Genomic DNA, 25,757 nt, shown 5'->3' with positions numbered 1-25,757 from the left:
TTCCGGTACGCCTGACGACAAAAGGCCCTCGCGGTGATGCGAGGGCCTTGGTTTTTTTACGGCCGTCTATCGGCTTGTAGCAACCACGGGCGGGCCGTGCATGGATACAAACGGTTGCAATTGCGTCAGTGGCGATGACCGCCGCCGTTGCCCTGGCCGCGCCCGCCGCCGCCGTCGTTCCAGTCGGCGCGGCGTCCGTCGCCGCGGCCCCAGCCGCCGTGACGGGCGCGCTCGCCGCGGTCGTGATCCCAGCCTCGGCGGTCGCGATCCCAGTCGCGGCGTCCGCGGTCCCAGTCGCGCCCGCCGCCACCGCCCCAGATGTTGACCGTGCCGTACACGGGCGACGGCGCGTAGGCCGGGCCGTACGCGTAGCCCGGATCGGAATAGTAGGTCGATCCGTAGCCGTATCCGGCGTCCGGCCCGACGACGCAGCCGGCCAGCAGGGCGGTGACGCCGGCGGCAGCAATGAGCTTCAGCATGATGATCTCCGTTGGTTTCCGTATAAGTACCGCGCACGGGGATTGCCGGCTGTTTGCAATTGTGTCGTGAAATTACAGCGCCGTAAGGTCTTGCGACGAAAGTGTTAGCATCCGGAGCTCATTTGTTTTTCAGGAGCACATCGATGAAATTCGCGATCCGGGCCGCGCTGGCCGCTTTCTGCGTTACGACTGCCGCCGCGTGCGTGGCTGGCCCCGCATCGACGGCCGCCGTGCCGGCCGAGTCGATCAAGATGTTTCCGCAAGCAGCGGCCGGCCAGCAGCGCGCCGTGATCGCGCTGCCCGCGCTCGAGAACGAGGGCGATGCGCGCGTCGAGCTGATGATCGGCAAGACGCTGCAGACCGACTGCAACCAGCAGTGGTTCGGCGGCGAGCTGACCGCCGAGGACGTGAAGGGCTGGGGTTATACGTACTACCGGCTCACCGACGTGAAGGGGCCGGCGTCGACGCTGATGGCGTGCCCGGGCCAGGCGCCGCAGCAACGGTTCGTGCAGGTGCGCGGCGACGGCCAACTGCTGCGCTACAACAGCCGCCTGCCGCTCGTCGTGTATGTGCCGGACGGCTTCGAGGTGCGCTATCGCGTGTGGCATGCGTCGAAGGATGTGCAGCACGCGGCGAAGCAGTAACGTAGCGGCTCGCGCGGCTTCGGCGTCCTGCGGCTAGACGCCGCTCGCGCCGACGAGCGTCGGCCACGCGGCCAGCGCGGCCTGCGCGATCGCCTCCAGATCGCGACGGCTCGCGCCGTCGCGCGCCTGGATCGACATCCCCTGTTGAACCGTCACGTAGTACCGAGCGATTGCATCGAGGTTCGCGTGTGCCGCGATCTCGCCGGTCGCGACACCTTGCCTGAGGCGCTCGCGCAACGCATCGACCGTGCTTTCGCGCATCGCGATCAGCGTTTGCCGGACGGTGTCGGAACGCTCGGCCGGGTGCAGCGCCGACAGCACGATCAGGCAGCCGGCCGGCTTCGAGCGCCGCGTGAACACGCGCGCGGTATCCATCAGGTAGTTCCGCATGGCGTCGTGCGCGCTGCCGGCCTGTTCGACGCCGTCCCAGATTTCCCGTCCCTCCGTTGCGCGGTAGTGCTCGAGCGCCTGCCGGAACAACGCTTCCTTGCTGCCGAACGCCGCATACAGGCTCGGTGACGCAATGCCCATCGCGGCCGTCAGGTCCGCCATCGACGCACCCTCGTAGCCGAGCCGCCAGAACACCTCCATTGCGCGATCCAGCGCCGCTTCCTTGTCGAAGCTTCTCGGTCGGCCCCGTTCAGCCATTGCATCCATCCCTTCGTCGATATCTGTATCGATCGATAAAATAATTCAATTGACAGCGCCGCGCAACGTGCCACATTCTGTGTCGACCGTTACATAAATAAGGAAAGGAACGAACATGAATCGACTTCAGGGCAAGCGTGCACTGATCACGGGCGGCAGCCGCGGCATTGGTGCGGCCATCGCGAAACGGCTGGCGGCCGATGGCGCGGACGTCGCGATCACTTACGAAAAATCGGCCGAGCGGGCGCAGGCCGTCGTCGCCGGTATCGAGGCGCTGGGTCGGCGCGCCGTCGCGATCCAGGCTGACAGTGCCGATCCGGTGGCGGTGCGCAACGCGGTCGATCGTGCCGCGGAGGCGTTCGGCGGTCTCGACATCCTCGTGAACAACGCGGGGATCTTCCGCGCAGGCGCGCTGGACGACCTCACGCTCGACGATATCGACGCGACGCTGAACGTGAACGTGCGCGCGGTGATCGTCGCGTCGCAGGCGGCGGCGCGGCATCTCGGGGAGGGTGGGCGCATCGTGTCGACCGGCAGTTGCCTCGCGACGCGCGTGCCCGATGCGGGGATGAGCCTCTATGCGGCGAGCAAGGCCGCGCTGATCGGCTGGACGCAGGGGCTCGCGCGCGATCTCGGGCCGCGCGGCATCACGGTCAACATCGTGCATCCGGGGTCGACGGATACCGACATGAATCCGGCCGACGGCGAACATGCCGGTGCGCAGCGTTCGCGGATGGCGATTCCTCAGTACGGCAAGGCCGATGACGTGGCGGCGCTCGTTGCGTTCGTCGTCGGGCCGGAAGGGCGGTCGATCAACGGGACCGGGTTGACGATCGATGGCGGCGCGAACGCGTAAATGCCGATGCCCGGCGTGATTTGGCCGGGCAGCGTTGCGTTCGTTATCGGCAGCCGAGCCGTTGATGCTCGGTTTCCAGGTCGGCCCGCTTGTCGTAAGCGCGCAGTTCGTTGCGCGGCTTGCCGTCCGGGCCGATTCCGCGCACGATTTTCTGGCCGCGGTCGGGTGCATGCGTTACAGCGTCGATGCCGGCGGCCAGTTCCCTGCAGCGTGCGTCGGGGGACGCGCTTTCCGGGCGCGGCGCTGCCGCGCCGGTGATGTTGGCGATGCCCGGGCTGACATAGCGCTGCTTCGCGTGCGCGGTGCCGGATGCGGTGCCGGTATCGGCGGCGTTCGCCGTGCCGGTCAGGGTCGAAAGCGCGGCCAGTGCCGCGATCGTTCGAATCATGGTCGGGTCCTTGGGTCCGTTGTACATGCAAAGGTTCGGGATTCTACGCAATGCCCGGTGCGTGTCCGTGGCGATCGGGCAAAGTGCGATCGCATGTCGCATGTCATCGAAATGAATCGGAGAGGATCGCCGACGGTTTGTGCGTGAGGCGCACAGCGCGGCGGGTCGGGCGAAGGAGTTCATTTACAAAAACGCCGGGCGTACTTACGATGAGGCCACCTCGGGCTCGCAAGAAATCGTATGCGTACAGTCGATCGAGTGATGCTTGCCGCGCTTTGCCTTGGCGTCACTGCGTGCGGCGGCGGCGACAATGCTGCGCCGGCAACGCAGACGGTTGCGAGTACACCTACATCCGCCGCTGAGCCTGCCAGCGCGGCATCCGGTACGACACCCTCGTCGACGAATCCCGCCAGTCCGGCGCCGGCGGCCAGTCCGGCCGGCACGACGCTTTCACCCACCCCTGGCGCAAATCCTGTTCTCGTCGCCGACGTGACGGTCTTTCCGGCCGCCGACGGCAGCGATCAGGCCGACGCGCTGCAAAACGCATTCGACAGCCTGAAGGCCGGCCAGCGCCTGGTTATCGCGCCGGGCCGCTACGTCGTCGGGCATTCGCTCGCGGTGACCGTGCCCCGGGTGGTGATTTCCGGATACGGCGCGACGCTGGCCGCCACGAATCCGGCCGACCAGACGATCGTGATGAGCGGCGCCGGTTCGACGCTCGTGGGCGTGACGCTGGCCGGCACCGGCACGACGCGGCTCACGACGCCGGCTTCGACCAAGGTCGAGGTGACGGGGGCGGGCGTCCAGGTGCTTCGCGTGACGATCGACGGCGGCGCCAGTGGCGGAATCTTCGTGTTCGGCGGCAGCGGCGTTGCGATCGTCGGCAATACGGTTCGTGCGACGCTGGCCGACGGCATCCATACGACCTACGGTTCGACCAACGTGCTCGTGCAAAACAATACGGTGACGGGCACCGGCGACGACCTGATCGCCGTCGTCAGCTATGTCGGCGACGGCCGCGTCAACAGCAATGTGCTGATCGACCATAACGCGGTGTCCGGCAACGCATGGGGGCGCGGCATTTCGGTGGTCGGCGGCCAGGCCGTGACGATCTCGAACAATACTGTCGACGGCGTGCAGAAGGCGGCCGGCATCCTGGTTGCACAGGAGGACAGCTGGAAGACCTACGGCGTGTCGAACGTCGTGATCACCGGCAATGTCGTGGCCAATATCCAGAATTCGAATGTGAACAACGGGTTGCAGCCGACGCAGCAGGCGGCGATCGAACTCGACACGTGGACGGGAATGGTCACGGACGTCGCGGTGACCGGCAACCGTGTATCGGGGGCCGGTTATGCGGGTTTCCGGGCGTATGGAAACGTGTGTTCGTTCAGCGTGACGGGCAATACGTTCTCGTCGATCGCCGGCTCGCCGGTTTCGCTGTTGACCAATGGTTGCTCGGCGAACCAGGTCGTCGTCGATGCGAATCGGCTCGGGGACGGCAGTTTGCTGGCGTTGCCGGCGGGGGCATCGTTGATGGGGGCGATTGCCGTGACGGGCGCGAATGCGAGTTTGATGCCGCAGGTCAGGACGGGGTTGATGCAGTGAGAGGTGGTTATTGCGCGGCGGCGCGTGCGGGTGGTGGGGGATGAGGATAATTCCCGCGAGGTCAGAACCGGCGGCGTTCTCCGGGTGGCGAATTTTCGGGAAAGGCACCCGACAGAATTCATGCATCAGGAATGGAACGGGTGCGAGACGAATGTAGAAATGGCGTCAGACCACGGAATCTGCAGTCGCTCACATGCCTGATACGGGTTGCGACTACTTTCGCTCCAAGCGGGAATCTGTTGTAATTCCATGTTCAGTACATGGTTGTCGCGTGGGATTTCGATCCATCGACTAGATGCGTCGGCTCGGAAAGGTGCGTTCGTGCCCTCGAGATGTCTCCCATCTGCCGCCCTTGATGGCGTCCGATCCTTTGCGTTTTCGTACAACCCTTGCACTCCGACGTGTCCGGTAAGGTTGCTAGCCCGTGCACCCGGCGAAAATATTTTGGTTGTTAAACGAAGTGAAACAGCTCCTCCAAATTGTCCCGTCGCGACATCAGCACGCGAGTCGCGATGACTATCCGGCTCGTCACGCTGGTTGAGCACGGAATCCGCTGTTATCACCCCTCAGGGCAGGGCAGCTAGCCGCTCGACGTTCAACACAGGATTCTGATGAAAGCAGTCATTCTTGCGGGTGGGCTGGGAACGCGCATTTCGGAGGATACGGTCAACCGCCCGAAGCCGATGATCGAAATTGGCGGGAAACCGATCCTCTGGCACATCATGAAGATTTATTCCGCTTACGGTGTGAACGACTTCGTGATCTGCTGTGGCTACAAGGGCTACATGATCAAGGAGTATTTCGCGAATTACTTCCTGCATACGTCCGATGTCACTTTTGATATGCGGACCAATGAAATGCAGGTGCATCAGCGATATTCGGAACCCTGGAAAGTCACGCTGGTTGATACCGGCGAATCGACTATGACGGGGGGGCGTCTTCGTCGCGTGAAGAATTTCGTCAAGGACGAGGCAGCGTTCTGTTTCACGTATGGCGATGGCCTGAGTGACGTTAACATTACCCAACTCGTCGAGTATCACCAGAAGAGCAGCGCGCTCGCCACGCTTGTGGCCGCGTTTCCGCCTGGGCGCTTTGGCGCGCTGGATATTCACGACAATAAGGTCACATCATTCAAGGAAAAGCCCAAGGGTGACGGCGGCATGATCAATGGCGGTTTCTTCGTACTGTCGCCGAAAGTGATCGATCTGATCTCCGACGATGCGTGCGTCTGGGAACAGGAGCCGCTCGAGCACCTCGCTGAGCAGGGCAACCTCGCCGCCTACGAGCACGAAGGATTTTGGCAGCCGATGGATACGTTGAGGGACAAATTGCTCCTCGAAAAACTTTGGCAGACCAATGAGGCGCCATGGAAGGTGTGGTCATGATCGCCCCATCGTTCTGGTCCGGAAAGCGTGTCTTTCTGACGGGTCATACGGGCTTCAAGGGAAGCTGGTTGACGCTGTGGCTCCATTCGCTCGGGGCAGAGGTCACGGGTTATGCGCTCGAGCCCGACACCACGCCAAACCTGTTTTCCCTCGCACGAGTGGACGAGGGTATCGAGTCCGTCATTGGTGATATTCGCGATCGCGGACAGTTGCTCAACGCGCTGCGCCGTGCTGAGCCCGAAGTCGTGATCCACATGGCAGCACAATCGCTCGTTCGCGCGTCGTATTCGAGCCCGGTGGAAACATACGAAACCAACGTAATGGGCACCGTGCACGTGCTGGACGCAATCCGCCAGGTACGCAGTGTCCGATCGGTCGTGATCGTTACGACCGACAAATGCTACGAAAACCGCGAATGGGAATGGGGCTACCGTGAGAATGAAGCAATGGGCGGCTACGACCCGTATAGCAGCAGCAAAGGATGCGCCGAACTCGTTACCGCCGCGTATCGCAATTCGTTTTTCAACGAAGCCGCCTACGACACGCATCGTGTGGCAATTGCGAGTGCACGTGCCGGCAATGTGATTGGCGGTGGCGACTGGGCATCGGACCGCCTCATTCCGGACATCGTCAAGGCGATCGGCGCCGGTGAAATCGTCAACATCCGCAACCCTCACGCGATTCGCCCCTGGCAGCACGTGCTGGAGCCGCTTGGCGGCTATCTGCTGCTTGCCGAGAAACTGTACGTCGAAGGGGCACGTTACGCCGGAGCGTGGAATTTTGGGCCTGACGATATCGATGCACAACCAGTGCAGGCGATTGTCGAGCATCTGACTTCCCGGTGGGGTGACAACGCACGCTGGCAGCTGGATGGCGGTGATCATCCGCACGAGGCTACCTACCTCAAGCTCGACTGTTCAAAAGCACGTGCCCGGCTTGGATGGCGGCCCCGTTGGGATCTCGATTTCACCCTGGACAAGATCGTCGATTGGTACAAGGCGGCGCGCAAGTGCAAGGACGTAAGGACACTGACGCTTGCCCAGATCGCCGACTATACCCAGTCATAGCTATTTATCGCCGCAATGAACAAAGATCAAATCCGCATGCAGATCATCGAGCTCGTCAAACAGTATGGCGAGCTCGCGACTCGACGACCTGCCTTCGAACCTGGCCAGACAGCCGTGCCTCCGTCGGGCAAGGTGATTGGTGCACGGGAAATGGAACTCATGGTCGAGGCATCCCTCGATGGTTGGTTGACGACGGGACGCTTCAACGAAGCGTTCGAAAAAAGGCTCGCGGCGTATCTTGGCGTCGAATACCTGATCACCGTGAACTCCGGCTCGTCGGCGAATCTAGTGGCATTCTCGACCTTGACATCGCCGAAACTTGGTGACCGTGCCATTCGTCCGGGTGACGAAGTAATCGGCGTTGCAGCGGGTTTTCCGACTACGGTCAACCCGATTCTTCAATTCGGTGCGGTTCCCGTATTCGTAGACGTCGAATTGGGTACATACAACATCGACGCGACGAAGATCGAGGCGGCCATCTCGCCCAAAACCAAGGCGATCATGCTCGCCCATACGCTTGGCAACCCGTATAACCTCGAGGCGATCACCGCGTTGTGCAGGAAGTACAACCTGTGGTTGATTGAAGACTGCTGCGACGCGCTCGGCGCAACTTACAATGGCCAACTGGTCGGCACCTTCGGTGATATCGGCACGCTCAGTTTCTATCCGGCCCATCACATCACGATGGGCGAGGGCGGCGCGGTGTTCACCAACAACCCGGAATTGAAACTCATCGCCGAATCGTTCCGTGACTGGGGCCGCGACTGCTATTGCGCGCCCGGCAAGGACAACACGTGCGGAAAGCGCTTTTGCTGGAAGCTCGGCACGCTCCCGGAAGGCTATGACCACAAGTACACCTATTCTCACCTTGGCTATAACCTGAAGATCACCGACATGCAGGCGGCGTGCGCACTCGCGCAAATGGACCGTCTGGATGGATTTGTCCAGGCGCGCCGCGAGAACTTTAGGTATCTGCACGAGCGTTTGCAGACTTGTACGGAACATCTGCTCCTGCCGCACGCGACACCGAACGCTGATCCGTCGTGGTTCGGCTTTCCAATCACGCTGAAGCCCGAGGCAGAGTTCTCACGCGTCGACTTGCTGACTTACCTCGACCAGAACAAGATCGGCACCCGCCTGCTGTTTGCCGGCAACCTCACGCGTCAGCCTTATATGATTGGCCAGGAATATCGTGTGAGCGGCGCTTTGACGAATACCGACATCGTGATGAACCAGACATTCTGGGTTGGCGTCTACCCGGGGCTGAGCCACGAAATGCTTGACTTCATCGTCGAGAAAATCGAGACGTTTGTCGGCGTCAATTTCTAGGCGTTGTCATCGATGCGGAAGCCGTACCCACGCGAAGATCTCGAACTGGTCGTTCAGCATACGGCAGATGTCTGGACGGCTTTCCGTGGGGCGCGACTATTCATCACGGGTGGCACGGGTTTCATCGGATCGTGGTTGCTGGAAGCAGTACAGCACGCCAATCGGACACTCGGTAGCGGGATCGAGGTTGTCGTACTGAGTCGCAATCCAGAGAAAGCGCGCATGTTTGCGCCGCATCTTTATGCAGCACCTGGCCTGGCATTGTACGAAGGCGATGTCATCGATTTCGAAACGACGACGGGCACGATGGGTGCGATCGACCTTTGCATCCATGCAGCGACCGACGTCGCGGACATCACAAAGGCTGGCGACGGTTTGCGGGTGTTCGATGCGAATGTAACCGGTACACGTCGGGTGCTGGATTTCGCGCGCTCGAATGGTGCAACACACTTTTTGCTGACGTCGAGCGGCGCCATTTACGGGCATCAGCCCCCGACGCTGGAGCGGACGCCCGAGAGCTATTGCGGCGCGCCTGACACGCTCGACACAAAAGCAGCGTACGGGCAGGGGAAGAGGTCCGCTGAATGGCTCGTGTCGACCTACGGCGAGCAGCATGACATCAATGTTTCTATTGCGCGAATCTACGCGCTCGTCGGCCCAGGTATCCCGATGGACGGTCCATTTGCCGCAGGCAACTTTATCCGCGATGCGCTGGCGGGGCAGCGCATTGTCATCAAGGGCGATGGGCGGCCTCTACGCAGCTATCTGTACATCGCCGATGCCTGTATCTGGCTTCTGCGCATGCTGCACGGAGGCGTGATGGGGCGCGCCTATAACGTGGGCTCTGAACGCGCCGTGTCGATTCTCGAACTTGCTCGCATGGTGGAGACGCTATGCAGGGCACGCGAGGCCGCTGTGCCGGACATGGCGCCTGCGTCTGGTCCGGCGCCACGCTATATACCTTCGACCTCTCTAGCGCGTCATTCGCTTGGTGTGGAGGAGTACACGTCTTTAGAGTCGGCCCTTGCCAAGACGATCAACTGGAACCGAAACACGGTCACTGCATGAAGACATTCGAATCGTCCCGGATTCGCAAGACCATTCTCGATATGGCGTTCGCAGGATCGACCGTCCATATCGGTTGTGCATTTTCCATCGTTGAGCTGCTGGCTGTGCTGTACCGCAAACACCTGCGCTACGAGCAAAGCGATCCACGTTCTCCCGGTCGCGACTATATGGTGCTGAGCAAAGGCCACGGTGTGATGGCTCAGTATGCTTGTCTGAATGAAATAGGCTGGCTCGCCGACGATGAAATCACCCGCTACTTTGGCAATGGCACGCGCCTCAAGGGACTCGCCGATGCGCACGTGCCCGGTATCGAAGCTACGGCAGGGTCGCTCGGACATGGCCTTTCCGTCGGAGTCGGTCTTGCGTTGGCTGCGAAGCGAAACGACACCGATCAGAAGTGCTATGCGCTCGTTGGAGACGGCGAACTGAATGAAGGCTCGATCTGGGAAGCGGCGCTCTTTGCGGCCCAGTTCAAACTGGACAACCTAATCGTCATCGTCGACGCAAATGGATTCCAGGCCATGGGCACGACAGACGAGGTGATCGGACTCGGCGACATCCAGGCCAAGTTCGAGGCATTTGGCTTCGATGCCATCTCTGTCGATGGTCACGACGAAATCGCAATCGATCAAGCGTATCAGGCACTGAAGACCCGAAAAGACGGGCGCCCGAAAGCGATGGTGGCTCGCACGATCAAAGGCAAGGGTATCTCGTTCATGGAGCATGAAAATATCTGGCATTACACACGGCTCACGGCGCAAACGTATGACCTCGCGATTGCCGAGCTTGGAGAGAAGCAATGAGGGATGCATTTTCTGATGCGATTGTCGGCGCGGCGCGGCAAGATCCCAAGGTTCTTCTGCTGACGGGCGATCACGGCTATGCGCTCTTCGATGCATTTCGCAAAGCATGCCCCGATCAATACATCAATTGCGGTATCGCGGAGCAGAACATGGTGGGGGTAGCCGCAGGTCTTGCCAAGGCCGGATTCAAACCCATCGTCTACGGACTCGCCGCATTCGTGCCGATTCGCGTTCTGGAGCAGATCAAGATCGATGTCTGCTATGAAGATCTGCCGGTTACTTTTATCGGCGATGGCGCCGGGGTGGTCTACGCCCAACTGGGTACGAGCCACCAAAGTACGGAGGATATTGCTGCGCTTCGCGCGATCCCGCAGCTGTCGATATATTCTCCTGCTGACCGGTTCGAGCTGACTGCCTGCATGCAGGACATCTCGGACAGACAGGCGCCTGCCTATCTGCGGATGGGCAAGGCGGATCTTGGCGATGTGCATTCTGCACCGCTCAACTCGTGGCGCAATGGCGATGCTGTCCCATTAACGAACGAAGCGCATCCGAGCCTTTTCATTGCGACAGGTTCGGGTGTGCGGCTGGCTCAGAAGGTCGCGGCGGCGGCTGGTGGCGCGGACATCGTCTCGGTGCCCTGCATCAAACCCTTTCCTGTTGATTCGATTCGCAGGCTTGCAGCGGGCAGGCAAGCGATCGTGACGTTTGAAGAGCATTCGATTTACGGTGGACTGGGTGGCGCCGTCGCGGAAGCGCTGATGGGCAGTTTTGTCGGGACGTTCGTGCGTGTAGGCATTCAAGATAGATTCAGCGCGTTCTGCGGCAACTATCCCTATCTGATGGAAAGCCATGGCCTTTCCCCAGATGCCGTCAAAGAGCAAATAAAGAAGGCACTCGATGCAAGCGTCTAATTTCGACCGTGAGCCTTTGACGAAGACGTTTGTCCAGCTATTGCGTTTTCTGGTTGTCGGCGGGCTGAACACACTGGTTGGCTACTCGTTATTTGCGGTTCTGACTTACGCGGGTCTCGCTTATCCCGTCGCTATTGGGCTCGCCACCATTGGCGGGGTGCTCTTCAACTTCCAGAGCGTCGGACGGCTCGTATTCGACGGTGCGCCGCGGTCGCGCTTCTGGCGATTCGTTGGCGTCTACTGTGTGATCTACCTGTTGAATCTCGGCGGAGTGCGGTTGCTGCTCGGCCTTGACGCAAACATCTATATTGCGAATGCTCTGACGCTGCTTCCGCTTAGTGTCATTGCGTTTATCCTGAATCGCCGTTTTGTCTTCAACCTGTCATGAAGCATATAACCGTTGTCACGCCTTGTTTCAATGAAGAGGAAAACGTCCGGGCTGTCTACGAAGAGACTCGTCGCGTGTTCTCGACGATTCCGGAGGTGACCTATGACCATCTCTTCATCGACAACGCGTCGACGGATTCGACGGTCAGCATCCTGCGAACGATCGCCGCGGACGATCCGGCCGTTGGCGTGATCGTTAATGCACGGAACTTTGGACACATCCGATCGCCGATGTATGGTCTTTTGCAAGCAAAGGGCGATGCCGTCATTCTGCTGGTCGCCGACCTGCAGGACCCGCCCGAACTGATGCGTGAGTTCGTGAAGAGCTGGCTCGCAGGCGCGCCCGTCGTGGTCGGCGTAAAGCCTGAATCGAAAGAGTCGGCGCTCTTCTTTGCGCTGCGCAGGATGTACTATCGTCTGGTCACGCAGATCGCCAACGTCACGCTGATCCAGAACTTTACGGGGTTCGGGCTTTACGACCGCAAGGTTATCGAGATCCTGCGACAGATCGATGATCCGTACCCGTACTTCCGCGGACTCGTATGCGAGATCGGGTTCGAGATCAAACAGATTCCATACGTCCAGCCGCGCCGTAAACGGGGCATATCGAAGAACAACTTCTACACGCTCTACGATATCGCAATGCTGGGTATTACCTCGCATTCGAAGGTGCCGTTGCGGCTTGCCACGATCGCCGGGTTTGTCCTTTCCGGCCTGAGCCTTTTCGTCTCGTTCATGTATTTCGTCCTGAAACTCGTGTTCTGGAGCAGCTTCTCGATGGGCAGCGCTCCGATGCTGATCGGTCTATTTTTCTTCGCGTCGGTACAGTTGTTCTTTATTGGCCTGCTTGGCGAGTATGTGGGCGCGATTCTTACCTATGCGCAAAAGAGACCGTTGGTGGTCGAGCGCGAACGGATCAATTCGGGCGGGACTGCCATCGAGGCCCAAGCGGCCTCGAGACCGAATTGACCGACAGTCCAGTTGACCTGCTGAGCAAACGGCATGAACGATCGACCTCCCTGCAGAATCTCCCACATGCAATCGTCAGAAAAGCGGTTGGTTTCCGAATGGACGTTTTCAGGCGCGCTGATGGTGGTGTGTCTGGTCGCGGCCTGGCAGCTATCGGGTGCGGCCTATCTCGGTCTTCATCTCCCGCTCATCTATGGAAGCGATGGCATTTTCACTCTCTCGTTGATAGAGCTTGCGGTGAGGAGTCACTGGTTCTTCAGCACTGAACTATTGGGCGCGCCGTTCGGCGCTAATCTGTATGACTATCCGATTCCAGACTCAGGCAGTATGCTCGTGCTCAAGGTTCTTGGACGGACTTTCGGCAATCCCGCGACCGCGCTCGATCTCTACTATTTGATTGGATTTCCACTCAATGCGATCGCGGCGTACTGGGTGCTGCGGAAGCTTCAGATCTCGAAGGTGCTGAGCTTCGCGGGAGGATTCATCTTCACGCTGCTCCCGTTCCATTTTCTTCGACTCCATCATCTCTTCTATACCTGGTACTTCGCCGCACCGATGTTCGTCTGGTTCGCCAAGCGGATCTGGGATGGTGAATTGTCTTTCAGTCTCCAGCGACGCGCCGTGAAGAGAACGCTGTTCGATGCGTTGATCCTGCTCGTGCTTTCATGTTTCGGCGTGTATTACGCGTTCTTTGGCGTTCTTTGCTTGCTGACGGCCGGCATCGCACGATCGGTTCAGCAGAAGGCGATTAAGGCGATCTTGCCTGCCGTCGTGGCCGTGGCGATCGTCTCGTTCGGCATTGTGGCCAACGTCAGTCCGAACCTGATCTATCGGATGCAGCACGGCGTCAATCAGGAAGCGGCGTGGCGCTCGCCCAGCGAAGCGGAACAATACGGTCTCAAGATCGATCAGCTTCTGCTGCCGCGGCCGGATCATCGCTATAAGCCATTTGCCAGGCTTACGGCGGACTACTCGACGACCTTTCCGCTCGTCAACGAAAACGCCTTTGCATCGCTTGGCATCATCGGCAGCGTTGGCTTGCTAAGCCTTGTGATTTTTGTGGTCGCGCCGACGTGGCGGCGCGCTCCCGAAGAGCTCCTGCAATTCCTTGCAAGTCTCACGATCGTGCTGGTGTTGTTCTGCACGATCGGTGGATTTTCCGGCATATTCAGTCTGCTCGTCAGCCCGATGATTCGAGCCTGGAATCGCGTCAGCGTATTTATTGCCTTTACGTCGATTGCTGCGGTGTTGCTGTTGATCCAGCGATATCTGTTCGCCGGCGAACGTGCTTCTCTCCGGATCGCGGCGTTCTGTTTGGCGTTGTGCGCATTTGCGCTATGGGATCAGACAACGACACCGTCTCTGACTCGTCTTGCAAAAAACAAGGTTGAATTCAATAGCGATGCGAGTTTCGCGCATGCGATCGAACAGCAAGTTCCGGCCGGAAGTGCGATCTATCAATTGCCGTACGTCGGGTTTCCCGAAGGATCCACGCTCAACCGTCTCGAGCCATACGATCTGGCACGCCCCTTTTTGCATACCAGCGCGCTCAGGTGGAGCTTCGGCGGCATGAAGGGGCGCGATGGCGATCTGTTCTTTCGCTACCTCGCGCTCGAACCCGTCGCACGGCAGATAGAAGTGATCAGGCGGATCGGCTTCAACGGTATCTATATCGACCGGCGCGGTTATGCTGACAACGGGGCCTCCATCGAAGCCGAGCTTACCCGGAACCTCGGTGTGACGCCGATTGTCAGCCCGACCGGCGACCAGGTTTTTTTTGCTCTTGCAAGCCGGGTGGCTGGAACGAGTCAGGTGGATCTTTCCGGAATGACAGCGCATCAGATCATGGAACGGGCCGGCTATGTGGTCGACAAATTGGGGCCGAGGAACAACAACTCACTCAGCGAAGGCATTGACCTTGGCCAAACAAGTCTTCCGAGGTTTCTCGAGAATGTTCGCGGTTTATCGACACGAGAAGACTGGGGGCGTTGGTCGGATGCCAATGTGTTCCCCGATGTGGAACTGAGCTTCGTTCGGCCGCTTCCAGCACGATTCACGCTGCACGTCCGCATGAAGGGATACGGGCCGAACATTGGGAAGCCTTCAAGCATCATGGTTGGTCAACAGACCCGAACCGTGATTCCAGGTGCCGAGATTCGCGAATTCGCGTTGCGCTTTGATAATCCCACTGCAGCGCGCACAATCCGGATCCAACCGGTTTTGCCACGCTCTCCGCAGCAAAGTGGTGCGGGTAACGATGGCCGGCTGCTCGGCGTCGGCATACAGAAACTCTGGATAACGACCGGGGACGACCCGGCGCTCGAAAGCGAATCCCGACGATACCCCGCAGGTGCGTGATGCCGGGAGCTGGAGGGGCGCCAGACGGGCCTGAACGGGGAGTTTCTTGTGAATCTTGGGGGAGGTTTGGGGCTTGGCTGGTCCCCCGACAGAATCCATGCTGGTCCGCCGGCTATGGGAATAGCCGGCAACCTTTGAAGAAATACCCCCAAAAATACCCCCAGGGGGTGATCTGTAGAGGGCTCGGGCAGGACGATGCTCGGCACATTCTGCCGTTGGCCCAAACCCGCCTCGTCGCGACGCAAGATGCCGCGGGCATATTGCGGCCCAAATCTGCTCATCTGTCGACATGCTATTCATTGCCGGTCCCGACCGAGACGCACAGGAGTGGACTGCCGTGGGCGGGAGCGTCGGGTGGTTCAAGTCGCAGCAGAAAGTCGAAGTACCGTCCGGTGAGCTTCCCGAGTTGTTCCTGTACTGCGCCGAGCCGAATCAGGCATTGGGCGTCCCAGTTCATGCCCACGACGAGCTCGCTCGTTTCGCAGTTCCACTCGCTCAGTAGAATCGCAGCGGCGCGGGCGTTTTCTTCGGCGAACCGCTCGATGCGCTGCTCGATGTAGCGCACGTCGTCACGCATCAGCGTGCCGGAGATGCGCAGCGAGACGGCGTGTGCCACCTCGTCGTGCCTCAGGTACACCGAGGCAATGCCGCCTAGATGTCGGGACACCCGATCAAGCTGTTCGTCTTCCAAATCGTCGTGGACGGGCAGCGCACCCGACAAGACGTAGCGTGCTGGTTCTTCCATCGTATCCTCAGCTGATTCGGTTATCCTAGGTCTGCGGTCGGTAATGGCGTATCAAGTCGCGCGTGTCAGGGCGCTGGCTGCCGGAACCTGTCCAGAATCTGCGCTTGGCGCCGCAGGAAGGCCTCCAGTTGCAGGTGCTCGTAGGCGAGTTCCTCAAGCAGCTCGACGTGTTCGGCGAGGCCGACGGGAACGAACGACGGCTCTCCATACCGCACGCGTTTGAAGATGGCGCCGGTCCGCGCCCATTTTTGGGAGAATTCTTCCAGTGTGTCTTCGACTGACTCCGCTTCGTCGTCGGTGAGCGCACCGCGAATACGGGTCATGAAGGAGTGCGTGACGGCATCGGTCGCGAAATAGACATCGGCCGGGTTCGCGATACTCTCGGCGAACTGTTGGGCGTGACTGTGCCGAAAATTGTCGAGAACGGACAAGGTGCCGCAGATTTCGTAGGTGAATGACATAGCATCTACTCCAGCAAAGGACTGCTGTTTTTCGGGACGTATGCAGTCGAATTTTCCTGCACGCGATAACGTCGAAGCTCGATCGTGTACTTATCACGCTAGTCAACAAAAACGTATATGTCAACCGAGAATCCACGTTTGGGTAACTTTGCGCTGCGTCTGAAGCAGGAGCGGCGGCGCCTGCGTATGACGCAGGACGAATTGGGCAGCTCTGGTGGCGTTCGAAAACAGGCGCAGTCCAACTATGAGAAGGGTTTGCGGTACCCGGACGCCAACTACCTGGTTGGAATTGCAGAGGCCGGGGTTGATGTTCAGTATCTGCTGACTGGTCAAACGTCAAATCCTGCGACGCTCCGGCTTGCCGATGAGGAGGAGCGACTTCTCGCAGGCTTCAGAGAATTGAAGAGTCGGGAGAAGAGGGGTGTGCTGGCGCTGGTCGACGCGATTAACGGACCCGTGTCGGGGGAGTCGGACGGCACCGAGGGCAATTGATCGCAACGTGATGATGTAGCTGGCCGAGGCGGGCGAATATGGAGGCACCTCCCTGACAGCAACTTGTCGGCGGTCGAACCGCACACACCGTTCGCTGCCGATTCGGCGCGACTTCGTGCCGCAGCCACCGCTACACCGGTGCAATCAACATGTACGTGGGACTCAGACGCTCTCAGTTGCCGTCATGGTGAGTCGGCGGCGCACATGCTGCCCATATCGACAATTGAGCGTCACTGCTTCGACCGCTCAACGGTGAGCGTAACGTTCCATGTGCATGGCGCCCAAAACCGGCGCAAGCCTATCCTGCACTACTTCGATTTTCATATTTTTCTTGGCGCTAACGTGATTTTTACGCGCGCGATGTGCAGATCGTGTGCAATGAAAACTCGCGTCCTCTGCAATCGCAATGTGTCGCTGTGTGAGGCTGTCAGCGCAAGAAAGTTGGCCCGGTATGCATAGGCGAGCGATCCCGAGTGCGATAGCTGTAGATGGGTGAATGGTGGCGTGTTAGATCGCATGGTCGGAACCGTGCGCTCGACGAATCGCACCGTGTCGTCAGACTGGGAGTCGCAGCCGATCTAAGGTCGCTTGGCTGCGACCATCTACGCAAGGCAGCGGCAGGTGTATCGCGAAGGCGTCGCAATAGGAGGGAGCTAGTGGTGCATGTTGTGTCCGCGCGCTGGTACGATCGAATGCGTTCTCGGTGTCCTTGGGCGTGACGTGCCAAGCGTATGATGGTCGCCGAGATTCACGTGCGTGTGCACGAATGAGAGGGCAGGTGTGCTTCCGTGCGTGTCGAATAGGACATGGACGACGAGATAAAAAATATTTTGCATACCGAGACATTCCTCTGATTGCTGATGCGTTCCTTTCATCTGAAAACCGCATTCAACCAGTGTTGACGTTAAGTTGATGCCTGCGCAAGATGCTATCAACGGTATATGTCGGAGCGAGTCATGTCGGTATCCAGACGTTTCACGCGAGCGCAGTGGGAAGCGTTCGGCCGCAGACTTGACGCACTGCCAGAGAAGCCCAAAGACGAGCAGTCGGTCAAGGTCGGGGATGGCGTCAAGTCGATTCGGAAGCAACTCAGCGCAGCGCGCGAAAAGGGTTACACGCTGCCGGAACTGGTTGAACAAGCAGCACAAGACGGCATCGGTGTGAGCCTCAATTCTCTGAGATATGCGATGCGCCGTGCGGATGGAAAAGGACGAACTCGGCACAGCGGACGGGAAGCGGAACGGTGTCAACCGGTGCCAGGTCTGAACACGAAGAGCGGTATGACCAGCATCGACTCGAAACGCCCCCGATCTCAAGGGAATAGCATGAGAGAAGCGACTAAGCCGAGGCAAGGGGTTCAGGGCTTCCTCGGATTTCCGATCAGCCCGGATAGCGAAGACTTATAGAGGCGCGGCATGGCAGGCGAAGACGCGCTTGTGGTGCTCTCCTTCGCATAGCTTTCAACTGGCACGATTAGCCCAGCAATTGACAATCTTTCCGATGTGAAAGGTTTGGTGCATTTGCGTGCCAGCCTGTCAATTTTGGTTAAATGAGGCCCATGTACATGTAGGCGCCGCACCAATCTCCTGCTCTCGTCTGTAGATTTGGTATTCTGTAATGTACGAAATGGTGATTCGCTCGTCCCGGTATGTGGGTTGATCGCCTAAACCAATACGAAATCGAAAAAAATCGAGAGGGCGGCTGTGTCACTATCCGAAACAATAAGTAGCTTTGCCGCGGGGGCGGTTGACTGGAATAGGCGTCCTGTAGCGCTGAACTTTGGTCGGTTGCAAAGCACCTTGGGGCATTTGCTTGCGCTTCAGCACGCAAACGTTCGCGAGGGGTTAATGGCCGGCATCCACGGGCACCTTACCTGCGTGTCAGCTCGCCATGATCTTTCACCGAAGCTGTTCATTGGTGTGCCTATCTCGGTGCGGCTTGTCACCGACCGTGGTCAGCTTCATTTGATCAACGCGATCGTCCAGGACGTACAGATTGGTCAGAGCGACGGCGAACTCTGCGTGTACCAGCTCACAGTCTGCGACGCTCTGTCTCTGATGGACAAGCGCACCAATTCTCGAGTGTTTCGCAAGCTGAGTGTTGTGGACATCCTTGGTACGCTGTTCAACGAATGGCGGCAGCGCAGTCCTGCTCTGGCTCGTGCTTTCGAGTTCGACCTGTCCGGCCTGAGGCGCGATCGCTATCCGGCTCGCGAATTGACTCGACAAGTAAACGAATCAGACGCGAAATTCGTACGTCGCCTGTTGCGTCGCGAAGGGATCACGATTTTCGCCAAAGCCGGAGCGGCTCAGGGCGAGCGCACAGCCCACGACGACACACCGATACATACGCTGGTGTGTTGCGATGATCCCGGGGCGTTACCTGAAGCGCCGGCTGGCACGGTGCGCCTGCACCCTCGTGACGCCGGCACGGAGGAGCGCGATACAGTCACGTTGTTTGCGCTGCATGCGCGGCTGGTGCCGGGCATGACCAGTCGCCCATCGTGGGACTACAAGAAGGCTCGAATCGACGAATCGACTGCTGCGGGCAGCGTTGATCAGGGCGAGGCCGGCAATGATCTTGCGAAGCTCTTGACCGACGTCGCGATCGACGTCCCGCATGCAGGTGACTCGTGGGACGATCATGAACGGCTCACGCGCGCGCGGATGCTTGCGCATCAGTTCGAGGCCGAGCAGTACGACGGAGCAAGCGGCGTACGCGATCTTGCCGTTGGCACATGGATCACCTTGGCGGGCGATCCCGAGTGGGACATGCAGTCGACCGACAAAAGACAGTTCGTTGTGACGTCGATCGATCACGAGGTCTGGAACAATCTTCCGAAGGGATTGACCGAGCGCGTGCAGGCGTTGTTCGCTGCAAGCCACAATCTTGCGTTCCAATCACGTCCGCGGCCGTCTGCGTCGGCGGAAGAGGCGGACACGCGTTACGAAAATACATTCACCTGCGTGCGCCGTGGTGTACCGCTCACACCGGCCTACGATCCGAAAATCGATTTACCGCCGGTGCACCTGCTGACAGGTGTGATCGTGACGCGTGATGGTGAGGAAGTCGTCTGCGACGAACTCGGCCGAGTTTACGTGCGGATCCAAGGGCTCGATCCGGCGGATCATACCCACGCGCAAGGCGCCGGCACCAACGACAACGTTGGTGATAGTGCTCCGATCCGTGTCGCATCGAGCCTGGCGGGAACGCAGTTCGGGGCTTCGTTCCTGCCTCGTGCTGGGATGGAGGTTTTGCTGGGCAGCATCGGAGGCGATCCTGACCGGTTGGTGATCATTTCGGTGCTGGGGAACGGCGTGAATCAGCCGGCTACATTCACCCATACCGGCTCATTGCCGGGCAACCGCTATGTGTCCGGGATCAAGACAAAGGAAATTAAGGGTAAGCGGTATAACCAACTCAGGCTGGACGACACGCCGGGGCAAATTTCCAGCCAGTTGGCGAGTGAGCATGCGCATAGCCAATTGAACCTTGGCTACCTAACCCAGCCACGTGACAACGGCGCGGGGCAGGATCGTGGCGAAGGCGCGGAGCTGCGCACTGATGCAGCGGCCGCCTTACGGGCGGCACAAGGCATTCTGCTGACGACCTATGCGCGGTCGCAGGCGAGCGGCGGGCAACTCGACCGCGACGAATTACTTCAATTGCTCGGTGAATGTACCGAGCTATTTAAGTCGCTCGGTGATTACGCCGGGCAGCACGGCGGACAGGCTGCTGATACGGCAGGTCAGGTCGCTGTCTCGCAAGCGTTCAAGAATTGGGCGCCACGTAGCGGTACGTCGGAATCCGGATCTGGGCCGGCAACAACTTCGCAGGCCCTGATGGCATTAGGTGCGCAGGCAGGGTCGGTCAATGTCACTCCAAAGACGCATGTTACCTACGCGGGTGAGAACATCGATCAGGTCGCGCAGCAGCATCTCCAGTTGATGAGCGGCCAGCGTTTTAACGCGACTGCAGGTCAGGGGATGCAGTTATTTGCGCGTGGCACAGGGATGCAAGCCGTAGCTGGTGAAGGCCCGATGCTGCTGCAGGCTCAGGCTGATTCGCTAACGGCGAATGCGCAGAAGGGGGTTAAGATCGCGACCAACGAAAACGAAGTGTTGGTTACCGCGCCAACAATTCGGTTAGTCGCTGAGGATGGCAGCTACATCAAGATTGGCGATGGTGTGACGCTTGGCACGAGCGGCGATATCAAGCTGCTATCAGCTTCGCATCAATGGGGTGGACCATCGACGCAGCAAGCCTCAAAGGCCGCATTTGCAAACCAACCGACCGATCAGCGCTTCCGATTGCATTTTCCAGGACAGGATGGCGATACGCCGGTTGCTGCGAACCGCGCATATCGGATGACGCTGGACGATGGGCGCGTCGTTGAAGGCAAGAGTGGTCCCGATGGCTTGACCGATCTCGTGTCGGACGACGCGATGCGGATCGTCAAGATCGATATCCTGAAAAATCCGCTCGCTTGAGCTAGCTACGACGATGACCAATACCTCGCAACCGACTGTTGTTTCGCAGGGCATGGCTGTGACGATGTCCAATCGTCCCGGCCCGCGAAACGTCCAGATTCCGGCCGATCGGCCAGGCGTTGTAATTTTCCTGCATGGCGTTAATGATCCGGGTGCCAACTATGATCACATCGAGCAGGGGTTATGCGAAGGGTTGAACGAACGCCTCAGTCGCAGCGATCTGAAGCCGGGTGTGTATGGTGCGCTCTTTAACAAGGCCGTGAAGTATAAGAGTGACAATCCCAACTTTGATCAGTGGAAGGACATCAAGTATGATCCGGACACCTATCTTTATCAGCGAGCCGAGGTAACTGAAGGTCAGGGCAAGACTCATAGTATGTTTATCCCGTTTTATTGGGGATATCGAGCGTCGGACGGCGAGATCAAAGGCGGAGAAAAAAACCCGTCGACGTTTCGTGGTCAGTACCAGGACGGCAACGGCAACCGCCTGGGCAAGAAGTTCGCGAAGGGCGGCGGGATGTTCAACAATGCCACCACGAATATTCCGGCGATGTACGATGCTGGCTGGATGGACAACGCTGCAAACTGGGGCGCCGGTCTGTTCATGAGCGACTACCAGTACAGTTCGACAAGCCCGAAGCGGCACTACTACGTTCTGGCCGCTGTACGTCTCGCAATGCTGATCCGCGAGATACGGAGAGTTGATCCGAACGAAACGGTAACGGTAATGGCCCATAGTCAGGGAACCGTTATTACGCTGCTTGCGCAGGCAATGCTTGCTGAGAGTAAAGAGGACGGTTCGCGATGTGCTGATTGCGTGATTTTGGCTGACAGTCCATACAGCCTGACTGAGCCCGCTATCGCGCAGACTGCTCAGCCGAGTGCAACTCCTTATACGCTTCGCGGCAAGCTCAATACTCTCATCAACATTGTCCAGGCAATCACTGCACATCCACACTCGGAGCCGCCGCTATCGCAACTCATCTGTAAGGACGACAACCCAGATCATCAGGGGCGGACCGGACGCGGATGGAGTCCCGCGCAGGCAAGCCGAAAAGACAAGGATGGCAAGGTCTATCCGTTCACGGAACGGGACAATCGAGGCAAAGTTTACTTGTACTTTTGCACCGAGGACGCCACGGTCGATCTCATGACAGTCAAGGGTATAGGCACGCATGGTGTGCCAGATACTGTCGACGAAATATGGCAGGAACACGCAAGTTGTTGGGGATGCCGATGAAATCCACGACCACGCTAAAGGCGATGGACGTGCTGAAGACGCATCGGTTCTATCAGCGACTCTGGTCGAAGGTTTCTACCGATTTATACGGTCGACCCCGTTTCGTCGGAAAAAAGCCCGAATACTATGATGGTCAATACCTTGGGGACGATCGAAAGTTTGAGAAGCGCTTGATTAACGCAGACGAGTTGTTTCCCCCGTATCAGCCAAATCTCTATGGTGATGAAGCAATCCGTGGCACGGAGCGCAAGGCGGGTAAGGATAAGCCGGACTACGTGGCACGAGACACTCTTCTCGGTAATCCAAAAGCTAAAGTGAAGTTTATTCCCTTGGCGGACTTGCCCGAAGATGTACGTAAACAAGGCAGTCCGGCGATCATGAAATGGTATAACAGCAAGATTGTGGATCCCGAGGATCAAACCAATGGCGTTCGCGCGGCTGACGGGTACGGAATACATTGGGAGCGTGAGGAGTCGCCCAACGAGACGCGAGCGCGACTGGAAACGGATAGTGGTAAATGGGACGATAATTCATACCATTCCGCGATTTATCGAGATTCGAATAACATGCGACGTGTTGCGGCGATGGATGTTGCGATTGGTCAAGCACGTAGTCTCGATGATCCGGATATGAGGAAGCTGTTGGTGGCGATAGCTGACTGGAAACTGGATTCAACAAAACTTAAAGAAGTTCAGAATAACAAGTGTTATGGAAATTTGCTTGGTTCGTCTCAGGGGATAATTGAAAAAAGTTCCAAGTATTATTCTCGGGGAGAGTTTCCGTCCGACATTGTTCCCAAAACGCCACCAAAGATGGTGGACGGGGAGACATTTGCTCAACGCGAGAAACGCCAATGAATGTAAGCTTGTCACCTTTGTCGCGCCCCCGGTTGCGCGGGTACGTGTTGATACTTTTCGCGCTGGCGTTGACTTGGACGGCTGTCACGCTGGTGCGGTCATATCACTACTGGGAAAACACTGGCATCGAGGATCCGCATATGGGCAGTACGATACGCAACGGTTTTTTGGTAATTGTGGGCTTGGTTGCCGCTGCATATGCTGGGCAGTGGATCTGGCGAGCGTCGCATGGCGAAGGTCGGGCAGCAACGGTGCAGCCTGTTGCGACGGCCGCTGAAGTGGCCACGCCGCAGACGAACTCCGAGAACGCTAAGATTTTGGCAGGAACGGGGGCCAAATACGCATTGGAGATTCGTGCGGTTGGGTTGGCAGTAACGGGGCGACAGCAAGACACGATCTGGAAGCAAATTGTCGCAAAATCGAATAATTACGAGACGGTTCTTTCCTCCGATCCGAAGGATTACGGAGAAAATCCGGATGAGCGTAGGACCTTCGCAGAAGTGGCTGCTGGCGCTTCATTTAAATATGCCGCTGGCGAAGCTGTTGATCACTGGCCAATTCCGGTGATTATCTATGGGCCGCCCAAAGGGACTGATAGCCACTATCGAGCGGCATATGAAATTTCCGATATGCGCCAGAAGGCCGGGCTTGGCGTTGCTCAATTTCTTTGGTTGGATGACGCCAATGCCAGCAGCGCAGCACCTGCTATCGACAAGCTTTTCAAATTTTTCGACGAGCATCCTGATGTTCCGGCTGCGCTGGTGATGAGTCAAGATAGTATGGTTAATCGTTGGGGGTTAAATACGCCCGGGGCACCTAAAGAGCCGCAGGGCGCGTTTATTCCACCTGTCGTCGATAGTATGGGCGCATTGCTTGTCGCTAGAACAGATCGGGTTAATAAACTCGTTCGCCCATATCAGGTCGACATGCCAGGTGATATCGACAACACAAAGACTCAATACGACGTCGTCAAGCTGTGGAACTTCTACTGGAAGGAGGATAGTGCTTTTTCCGACAAGGTAGAGGCTGAAGCCGGCGGGCACTTTTATGGCCCTCCGACAATGCGCTCCGACTGGTGGATATCGAAATTGCCCGAGTTGTGGAAAGAGGTGACCAACAAGGGGCCAGGAGAATTCCAGTCAAGTCCGTACCTCCCGGTTCGCTGGGCCAACTGGCAAGTCGAGGAGTTCGATGAGGCGCCTCTGTTGGGCTACCTTCATCGTCCTGTCGACATCAAATTGACCGATGACAACGGGAAGCTGTTGAAGCGAGCTGAGCAAGTGAGGCAGTTGCAGGAGGGCTGGAAGCAGGCAGTGGCGACGCTACCGGATGGCGCAAAGCCCACTCGAGTGTTTTATGACACAACTCGAGATCGCGAGTGGACGATCCCACTCACGCAAGCGTTGCACGGGAACACGGAAGGTATCGATCTCGGTAACGTCAAGGAGGGCTACGATGTCGGTCGGCGCATCGGCAATACTGGCGTTAGCTCGGCGCTCGTCCAATTGTCGCTCGCGACTATCGCGAATTATGAGGAAGGCGGAAGTAGTGCGACGATCAATCTGATGGACGATGGTCGAGCGAGCATAGTGATGGTTAGTCCCCCGGACGAGGCAAGCAAGGCCAAGAATTCTGAGCATCGCGGCCCTAATCCGTTCCGATATCGGATGCCGCATTAACCAGTTTGGGAGGCGTGTATGCGGGGTGTAATACGTGTCGGTGACTCGACTTCGCATGGCGGGCGTGTTCAAACTGGCCGCGAGAATTCAACGGTGATGGGACGAGCCGTCGCATGTGTCGGGGACCGTTGCACTTGCCCCATATCTGGTCACGATCACTGCGAAATCGTGGAGGGTGACGAAAACGTGCGCATTGATGGTCGCGCGGTTGCTTTTGACGGTCACAAGACATCGTGTGGCGCCGCGCTGATTTCGTCGGTTCCGACATCGGGACGCGCGTAGCAGCGCGTACGCTGGTGGTTGGGGACCGGAATGACCCCTGCTGATGGTGAACGTCGCTGGTCGTGAATGGCCGGCTGCGCGAAACCATGTAGCGTTCATTGCGGAGGATTCGTGTGAGGGTAGTGACGATTTGCTCGCCTACGGCGGCGGACATCCACCTCACGACTTCCTCAAGTCGGGGAGGGAGACACTCGACTCTATCGAGGTCGATCAGCCAGCGATTGACGTATTGGTCTCGCCCCCTAAACCGCATCCTGCGGTGCCCTCACGATGCGTGTTCGAGAAAATTGGAGATGCATATCCGGGACCTCGTTCTGGTCACCAACGCTGTCGCCTTTTCGCCGAGGCGTCTTCCTTGTTCGACGGTATGGGGGCGAAGAATCGAAGGTGGTAGCGGCTGCAGAGGGGGAGATTATGGGGTGCGGGCATACGGGGTCAAACCGGTTAACTGGGACGAAGATTCCGGATCCTGCCCCGCACTGTACAGCGGCGTATCAAGATGCTAGATCGCGACTACTCTTCCATAGTTTGCTAGTATTCGAGGTAATTTCGCGCGGGTTTGCCGCGCATATGGTTGAGCGGCTCGAGAGATAACGGTTCTCTAAGTT

24 protein-coding genes are annotated in these 25,757 nt (G+C 58.5%); 19 read left to right on the top strand and 5 right to left on the bottom strand.

The window, feature by feature from the left end; translation table 11 throughout:
- Positions 1 to 125 precede the first annotated feature (125 nt).
- Positions 126 to 479 (bottom strand): hypothetical protein, encoded by a 354-nt coding sequence (locus MRS60_RS12760; protein ID WP_243564794.1) that lies wholly within the window; start codon positions 477 to 479, stop codon positions 126 to 128.
- A 143-nt stretch (positions 480 to 622) separates the two neighbouring features.
- On the opposite strand from MRS60_RS12760, the gene eco reads away from it, so the two are divergent.
- Positions 623 to 1,123 (top strand): serine protease inhibitor ecotin, encoded by a 501-nt coding sequence (gene eco / locus MRS60_RS12755; protein WP_034184781.1) that lies wholly within the window; start codon positions 623 to 625, stop codon positions 1,121 to 1,123.
- Between the two features lie 33 nt (positions 1,124 to 1,156).
- On the opposite strand, the gene MRS60_RS12750 is transcribed toward eco, so the two are convergent.
- Positions 1,157 to 1,771, bottom strand: a complete 615-nt coding sequence (locus MRS60_RS12750; RefSeq protein WP_105393778.1) for a TetR/AcrR family transcriptional regulator — start codon at positions 1,769 to 1,771, stop codon at positions 1,157 to 1,159.
- Positions 1,772 to 1,886: 115 nt separating this feature from the next.
- On the opposite strand from MRS60_RS12750, the gene MRS60_RS12745 reads away from it, so the two are divergent.
- Positions 1,887 to 2,627, top strand: a complete 741-nt coding sequence (locus MRS60_RS12745; protein WP_034184783.1) for an SDR family NAD(P)-dependent oxidoreductase — start codon at positions 1,887 to 1,889, stop codon at positions 2,625 to 2,627.
- A gap of 43 nt (positions 2,628 to 2,670) precedes the next feature.
- Here the strand turns inward: MRS60_RS12745 and MRS60_RS12740 are convergent, their stop codons facing one another.
- Positions 2,671 to 3,198: a hypothetical protein gene (locus tag MRS60_RS12740; protein WP_243564793.1), complete on the bottom strand. Its 528-nt coding sequence runs from the start codon at positions 3,196 to 3,198 to the stop codon at positions 2,671 to 2,673.
- A 57-nt stretch (positions 3,199 to 3,255) separates the two neighbouring features.
- On the opposite strand from MRS60_RS12740, the gene MRS60_RS12735 reads away from it, so the two are divergent.
- The 10 genes from MRS60_RS12735 to MRS60_RS12690 all read left to right on the top strand — a co-directional run bounded on the left by MRS60_RS12735 (position 3,256) and on the right by MRS60_RS12690 (position 14,903).
- Positions 3,256 to 4,623 carry a right-handed parallel beta-helix repeat-containing protein gene (locus MRS60_RS12735; protein WP_432207822.1) on the top strand — a complete coding sequence of 456 codons (1,368 nt, stop codon included), beginning with the start codon at positions 3,256 to 3,258 and terminating at the stop codon, positions 4,621 to 4,623.
- A 611-nt stretch (positions 4,624 to 5,234) separates the two neighbouring features.
- Complete coding sequence (gene rfbF, locus MRS60_RS12730; RefSeq protein WP_243564791.1) at positions 5,235 to 6,008, top strand: glucose-1-phosphate cytidylyltransferase; 774 nt, start codon at positions 5,235 to 5,237, stop codon at positions 6,006 to 6,008.
- Positions 5,990 to 7,075, top strand: coding sequence for a CDP-glucose 4,6-dehydratase (rfbG, locus tag MRS60_RS12725; protein WP_243564790.1), 1,086 nt, complete (start codon positions 5,990 to 5,992; stop codon positions 7,073 to 7,075). Before rfbF ends, rfbG begins: the two co-directional genes overlap by 19 nt.
- A gap of 15 nt (positions 7,076 to 7,090) precedes the next feature.
- Positions 7,091 to 8,404 carry a lipopolysaccharide biosynthesis protein RfbH gene (gene rfbH / locus MRS60_RS12720; RefSeq protein WP_105393836.1) on the top strand — a complete coding sequence of 438 codons (1,314 nt, stop codon included), beginning with the start codon at positions 7,091 to 7,093 and terminating at the stop codon, positions 8,402 to 8,404.
- A gap of 12 nt (positions 8,405 to 8,416) precedes the next feature.
- Positions 8,417 to 9,472 carry an NAD-dependent epimerase/dehydratase family protein gene (locus tag MRS60_RS12715; protein ID WP_243564789.1) on the top strand — a complete coding sequence of 352 codons (1,056 nt, stop codon included), beginning with the start codon at positions 8,417 to 8,419 and terminating at the stop codon, positions 9,470 to 9,472.
- On the top strand, positions 9,469 to 10,275 hold the full coding sequence (locus MRS60_RS12710; RefSeq protein WP_105393837.1) for a transketolase: 807 nt from the start codon (positions 9,469 to 9,471) through the stop codon (positions 10,273 to 10,275). Before MRS60_RS12715 ends, MRS60_RS12710 begins: the two co-directional genes overlap by 4 nt.
- Complete coding sequence (locus MRS60_RS12705) at positions 10,272 to 11,189, top strand: transketolase family protein (protein ID WP_243564788.1); 918 nt, start codon at positions 10,272 to 10,274, stop codon at positions 11,187 to 11,189. Before MRS60_RS12710 ends, MRS60_RS12705 begins: the two co-directional genes overlap by 4 nt.
- A complete protein-coding gene (locus tag MRS60_RS12700) occupies positions 11,176 to 11,577 on the top strand; it encodes a GtrA family protein (protein WP_105393839.1) in 402 nt (133 codons plus the stop codon). The genes MRS60_RS12705 and MRS60_RS12700 overlap by 14 nt, the downstream gene beginning before the upstream one ends.
- A complete protein-coding gene (locus MRS60_RS12695) occupies positions 11,574 to 12,545 on the top strand; it encodes a glycosyltransferase family 2 protein (protein WP_105393840.1) in 972 nt (323 codons plus the stop codon). Before MRS60_RS12700 ends, MRS60_RS12695 begins: the two co-directional genes overlap by 4 nt.
- Before the next feature lie 66 nt (positions 12,546 to 12,611).
- Positions 12,612 to 14,903, top strand: a complete 2,292-nt coding sequence (locus MRS60_RS12690) for a DUF7024 domain-containing protein (RefSeq protein ID WP_243564787.1) — start codon at positions 12,612 to 12,614, stop codon at positions 14,901 to 14,903.
- Positions 14,904 to 15,195: 292 nt separating this feature from the next.
- Here the strand turns inward: MRS60_RS12690 and MRS60_RS12685 are convergent, their stop codons facing one another.
- Positions 15,196 to 15,648 (bottom strand): hypothetical protein, encoded by a 453-nt coding sequence (locus tag MRS60_RS12685; RefSeq protein ID WP_243564786.1) that lies wholly within the window; start codon positions 15,646 to 15,648, stop codon positions 15,196 to 15,198.
- 65 nt (positions 15,649 to 15,713) lie between these two features.
- Positions 15,714 to 16,109, bottom strand: a complete 396-nt coding sequence (locus MRS60_RS12680; RefSeq protein WP_124827707.1) for a hypothetical protein — start codon at positions 16,107 to 16,109, stop codon at positions 15,714 to 15,716.
- A gap of 117 nt (positions 16,110 to 16,226) precedes the next feature.
- Between MRS60_RS12680 and MRS60_RS12675 the strand changes: the two genes are divergently transcribed.
- The 7 genes from MRS60_RS12675 to MRS60_RS12645 all read left to right on the top strand — a co-directional run bounded on the left by MRS60_RS12675 (position 16,227) and on the right by MRS60_RS12645 (position 25,149).
- On the top strand, positions 16,227 to 16,601 hold the full coding sequence (locus MRS60_RS12675) for a helix-turn-helix domain-containing protein (RefSeq protein WP_243564785.1): 375 nt from the start codon (positions 16,227 to 16,229) through the stop codon (positions 16,599 to 16,601).
- Positions 16,602 to 17,557: 956 nt separating this feature from the next.
- Entirely contained in the window at positions 17,558 to 18,007 is a 450-nt protein-coding gene (locus MRS60_RS12670) for a hypothetical protein (protein ID WP_243564784.1), read from the top strand.
- Between the two features lie 297 nt (positions 18,008 to 18,304).
- A complete protein-coding gene (locus MRS60_RS12665; RefSeq protein ID WP_243564783.1) occupies positions 18,305 to 21,091 on the top strand; it encodes a type VI secretion system Vgr family protein in 2,787 nt (928 codons plus the stop codon).
- 13 nt (positions 21,092 to 21,104) lie between these two features.
- Positions 21,105 to 22,331 (top strand): T6SS effector phospholipase Tle3 domain-containing protein, encoded by a 1,227-nt coding sequence (locus MRS60_RS12660; RefSeq protein ID WP_243564782.1) that lies wholly within the window; start codon positions 21,105 to 21,107, stop codon positions 22,329 to 22,331.
- A complete protein-coding gene (locus MRS60_RS12655) occupies positions 22,328 to 23,188 on the top strand; it encodes an effector protein Tle3 domain-containing protein (RefSeq protein WP_243564781.1) in 861 nt (286 codons plus the stop codon). Before MRS60_RS12660 ends, MRS60_RS12655 begins: the two co-directional genes overlap by 4 nt.
- Positions 23,189 to 23,232: 44 nt before the next feature.
- Complete coding sequence (locus tag MRS60_RS12650) at positions 23,233 to 24,867, top strand: type VI lipase adapter Tla3 domain-containing protein (RefSeq protein WP_243564780.1); 1,635 nt, start codon at positions 23,233 to 23,235, stop codon at positions 24,865 to 24,867.
- An 18-nt stretch (positions 24,868 to 24,885) separates the two neighbouring features.
- Positions 24,886 to 25,149: a PAAR domain-containing protein gene (locus MRS60_RS12645; RefSeq protein WP_243564779.1), complete on the top strand. Its 264-nt coding sequence runs from the start codon at positions 24,886 to 24,888 to the stop codon at positions 25,147 to 25,149.
- Positions 25,150 to 25,757: the final 608 nt, after the last annotated feature.

This window comes from Burkholderia pyrrocinia (assembly GCF_022809715.1).
In the GTDB taxonomy this organism is placed as follows: domain Bacteria; phylum Pseudomonadota; class Gammaproteobacteria; order Burkholderiales; family Burkholderiaceae; genus Burkholderia; species Burkholderia pyrrocinia_C.
This window is presented reverse-complemented; position numbering and strand designations above follow the sequence as displayed.

What these genes read in the sequence shown, in the direction of transcription:
- MRS60_RS12760 (WP_243564794.1), bottom strand. Translation starts at nt 479, where the DNA reads ATGCTGAAGCTCATTGCTGCCGCCGGCGTCACCGCCCTGCTGGCCGGC.
- eco (WP_034184781.1), top strand. Translation starts at nt 623, where the DNA reads ATGAAATTCGCGATCCGGGCCGCGCTGGCCGCTTTCTGCGTTACGACT.
- MRS60_RS12750 (WP_105393778.1), bottom strand. Translation starts at nt 1,771, where the DNA reads ATGGCTGAACGGGGCCGACCGAGAAGCTTCGACAAGGAAGCGGCGCTG.
- MRS60_RS12745 (WP_034184783.1), top strand. Translation starts at nt 1,887, where the DNA reads ATGAATCGACTTCAGGGCAAGCGTGCACTGATCACGGGCGGCAGCCGC.
- MRS60_RS12740 (WP_243564793.1), bottom strand. Translation starts at nt 3,198, where the DNA reads ATGAACTCCTTCGCCCGACCCGCCGCGCTGTGCGCCTCACGCACAAAC.
- MRS60_RS12735 (WP_432207822.1), top strand. Translation starts at nt 3,256, where the DNA reads ATGCGTACAGTCGATCGAGTGATGCTTGCCGCGCTTTGCCTTGGCGTC.
- rfbF (WP_243564791.1), top strand. Translation starts at nt 5,235, where the DNA reads ATGAAAGCAGTCATTCTTGCGGGTGGGCTGGGAACGCGCATTTCGGAG.
- rfbG (WP_243564790.1), top strand. Translation starts at nt 5,990, where the DNA reads ATGGAAGGTGTGGTCATGATCGCCCCATCGTTCTGGTCCGGAAAGCGT.
- rfbH (WP_105393836.1), top strand. Translation starts at nt 7,091, where the DNA reads ATGAACAAAGATCAAATCCGCATGCAGATCATCGAGCTCGTCAAACAG.
- MRS60_RS12715 (WP_243564789.1), top strand. Translation starts at nt 8,417, where the DNA reads ATGCGGAAGCCGTACCCACGCGAAGATCTCGAACTGGTCGTTCAGCAT.
- MRS60_RS12710 (WP_105393837.1), top strand. Translation starts at nt 9,469, where the DNA reads ATGAAGACATTCGAATCGTCCCGGATTCGCAAGACCATTCTCGATATG.
- MRS60_RS12705 (WP_243564788.1), top strand. Translation starts at nt 10,272, where the DNA reads ATGAGGGATGCATTTTCTGATGCGATTGTCGGCGCGGCGCGGCAAGAT.
- MRS60_RS12700 (WP_105393839.1), top strand. Translation starts at nt 11,176, where the DNA reads ATGCAAGCGTCTAATTTCGACCGTGAGCCTTTGACGAAGACGTTTGTC.
- MRS60_RS12695 (WP_105393840.1), top strand. Translation starts at nt 11,574, where the DNA reads ATGAAGCATATAACCGTTGTCACGCCTTGTTTCAATGAAGAGGAAAAC.
- MRS60_RS12690 (WP_243564787.1), top strand. Translation starts at nt 12,612, where the DNA reads ATGCAATCGTCAGAAAAGCGGTTGGTTTCCGAATGGACGTTTTCAGGC.
- MRS60_RS12685 (WP_243564786.1), bottom strand. Translation starts at nt 15,648, where the DNA reads ATGGAAGAACCAGCACGCTACGTCTTGTCGGGTGCGCTGCCCGTCCAC.
- MRS60_RS12680 (WP_124827707.1), bottom strand. Translation starts at nt 16,109, where the DNA reads ATGTCATTCACCTACGAAATCTGCGGCACCTTGTCCGTTCTCGACAAT.
- MRS60_RS12675 (WP_243564785.1), top strand. Translation starts at nt 16,227, where the DNA reads ATGTCAACCGAGAATCCACGTTTGGGTAACTTTGCGCTGCGTCTGAAG.
- MRS60_RS12670 (WP_243564784.1), top strand. Translation starts at nt 17,558, where the DNA reads ATGTCGGTATCCAGACGTTTCACGCGAGCGCAGTGGGAAGCGTTCGGC.
- MRS60_RS12660 (WP_243564782.1), top strand. Translation starts at nt 21,105, where the DNA reads ATGACCAATACCTCGCAACCGACTGTTGTTTCGCAGGGCATGGCTGTG.
- MRS60_RS12655 (WP_243564781.1), top strand. Translation starts at nt 22,328, where the DNA reads ATGAAATCCACGACCACGCTAAAGGCGATGGACGTGCTGAAGACGCAT.
- MRS60_RS12645 (WP_243564779.1), top strand. Translation starts at nt 24,886, where the DNA reads ATGCGGGGTGTAATACGTGTCGGTGACTCGACTTCGCATGGCGGGCGT.